The 2,531-nt window shown below is 63.1% G+C and carries 1 protein-coding gene and 1 pseudogene; both read right to left on the bottom strand.

The window, feature by feature from the left end; translation table 11 throughout:
• Positions 1-1,418 (bottom strand): SDR family NAD(P)-dependent oxidoreductase (locus EN745_RS33500; RefSeq protein ID WP_145992292.1); only part of this gene is annotated, 1,418 nt, incomplete at its 3' end.
• Between the two features lie 297 nt (positions 1,419-1,715).
• Positions 1,716-2,471 (bottom strand): annotated as a pseudogene (gene rfbD, locus EN745_RS33495) (dTDP-4-dehydrorhamnose reductase); the annotation flags it as partial.
• Positions 2,472-2,531: the final 60 nt, after the last annotated feature.

The following is a 2,531-nucleotide window of genomic DNA, read 5'->3' as shown; positions in this document are numbered from 1 at the left end:
ACCGAACCGTTGGAGCCGAACACATTGCCGAAGCGCACGGCGATGAATTTGGTACCGGCGCGGCGTCCGCCCTGCCCGACAGCCTGCGTTTCGTGGAGTGAGCTCACGATCTGCTCGGCCGCTCTCTTGGTGATGCCGAGCACCGAGGTCGGGTCCACCGCCTTGTCGCTCGAGATCAAAAGGAACTGCGGGACCCCGCATTTGGCGGCAACCTCGGCGCAGGCGAGCGTGCCGAAGATATTGGTCTGGATCGCGGATTCCCAGTTCTCCTCAAGCAGCGGCACGTGCTTCAGCGCCGCTGCATGGAAGATGATGGACGGCATGAATTCGCTGACGACGCGTGTCATCTGGCGCCGGTCGGTGACGTCGACGATGCGGCTCTTCAGTCGATCGTGGTCCTTTTCGCCGATGGACTGGTCGAGTTGGAAGATGCCGAATTCCGAAATGTCGGCGACCAGAACGGCCTCCGCGCCGAGTTCCAGCGAGCGCTTGACCAGGATGCGGCCGATGGAGCCGGCGCCCCCGGTGACAAGCACGCGTTTGCCGCTGACGAAGGCGCCGATGCGTTCGATGTCGGGCGGCACGGTCGAGCGACGCAGGATGGTTTCCATCTCGACGGCGTCGAGCACAAGCTTGCCGCCTTGCCCAAGTTCCGAGAAGCCCGAGAATTGGACGACGGCGATGCCGCTGTGGCGGGCGACGCGAACAAGCTCCGAATACTCCTCGATCTCGCGTTCGGCGCCATTGCCAAAGATAAGCAGGTCGATATTTTCCGTGCCCCTGGCGTATTCCTCGAGCACTTCGACCAGCCGCGGGCGGGCGGCCACTACCGGAACGCCCTGGATCTGCGTGCCCAGTGGCGCTCCACCCTCGATCGCCATGATGCCGGCGATGGCATATTCGGTAGGTTGCGCGGTGCGCGTGAAACGGATGATCACGTCGACCTCGCTCAACCTGCCGATGAACAGCGCCTGCTTGATCCGCGCGTCGCCTCCGCCATTCCTGCGACCGAGGATGCGCCAACTCGCGCCGTCGCGCAGGAACCGGTAGTAGAGCCTGGGCGCGGAAATGATGGTGAAGGAGACGAGGAAAAAGACGATGAACTGACGCTCGTTGAGGCCGGTGACGGGCTGGAAGGAGCGGAAGGCGAGCGAGGACAAATAGAGGACTACCGTCAGGATTCCGCAGCCCTTGAGGATGTTGAAGAAATCGGGTGTCGAGGCGAATCGCCAAACGGTGTTGTAAAGGCCGCAGTATCTGAACAGCAGATGGGCAATCAGCACGATGACCGCCCAGCAGGCCAGCCCGCCATAAGAGAACGCGTCGAACGACAGCTTCGACTGTGACAAAACCAGGCTGAGCGCCACCGCGATCAGGACCATGATGATGTCCTGAAGCATGATGATAGCACGCCGCATCTTCGGCCGAAGTCCGGACACGGCTTCTACATAGGATGTCATTGGGTAGTACTGAACTCCAGGCACGAAGACATGGCCACTAGACTGGCGCCGGACAGATCATCATCCTGCGCCGATCCAGAGCGCCATTCCCCAGCCCCTTCACCCCGTTATCGCATAGCGTGGAGTTGAGATCATCGCCATATATTTTTTTGGAAGCACGCAGGATTGAATGCCTGCATACTTCCCGTCGGCGACTTGATCTGCTTGCGCGGACTCCGCCGGACTGGACAGTCGGGGGCGCAACATTAGAGTTCGCTACCGCTGGCCCGGGCCGGCGACGGATCCACCGGCATCGCCTTTTGCCTGTCCCAGCAAACGAGACACCACCCTTTGTGCGGACAGCCGCCAGTCCGGCGCCTGCCAGGCGAAGGTGCTCCCGAACCTCGCCGTTGACAGGCGCGAATTTTGGGGGCGTCGAGCCTTGGTCGGATAGTCGCCGGTGGCGATGTCGCGCACCCGCGCGTGCGGCCCGCCGTGCGCGCGGCTCATCTCCAGGATCTGGCGGGCAAAACCGCTCCAGTTGGCCTCGCCGGCTCCCGTCAGATGGTAAATGCCAAAGTCATCAAAATCCCTGTCGCGATCGAGCCTTGCCGCCGCGTGCAGGATAGCGGCGGCGATATCGAACGCCGAGGTGGGGTTTCCCCACTGATCGGCCACCACCGCGATCTCGTCTCGATCGCGGGCCAACCTCAGCATGGTCTCGACGAAGTTCCTGCCGAAAGGGCTATAGAGCCACGCCGTGCGCAGGATCAGATGACGCGGATTGGCCGCCGCCACCGCCTGTTCGCCGGCAAGCTTCGAAGCGCCATAGGCATTGAGCGGCGCGGTGGCGTCGGTTTCGACATAGGCGCCGTCCTTGGTGCCGTCGAAGACGTAGTCGGTCGAAAGATGGATGATGGGAACGCCAAGCCGCGCCGCCGCCCCGGCGACGGCACCGGCCCCGGTGGCGTTCACCGCAAAGGCCATTTCCTTCTCGTCCTCGGCCTGGTCGACAGCGGTGTAGGCGGCGGCATCGAGGCCCGATGTCGTCGTCTCTGCCGCCGCCTACACCGCTGTCGACCAGGCCGAGGA

The organism is Mesorhizobium sp. M4A.F.Ca.ET.022.05.2.1 (assembly GCF_003998845.1).
Lineage (GTDB): Bacteria > Pseudomonadota > Alphaproteobacteria > Rhizobiales > Rhizobiaceae > Mesorhizobium.
The sequence above is the reverse complement of the archived record's forward strand: the minus strand, read 5'-3'. Positions and strand labels throughout refer to the sequence as shown.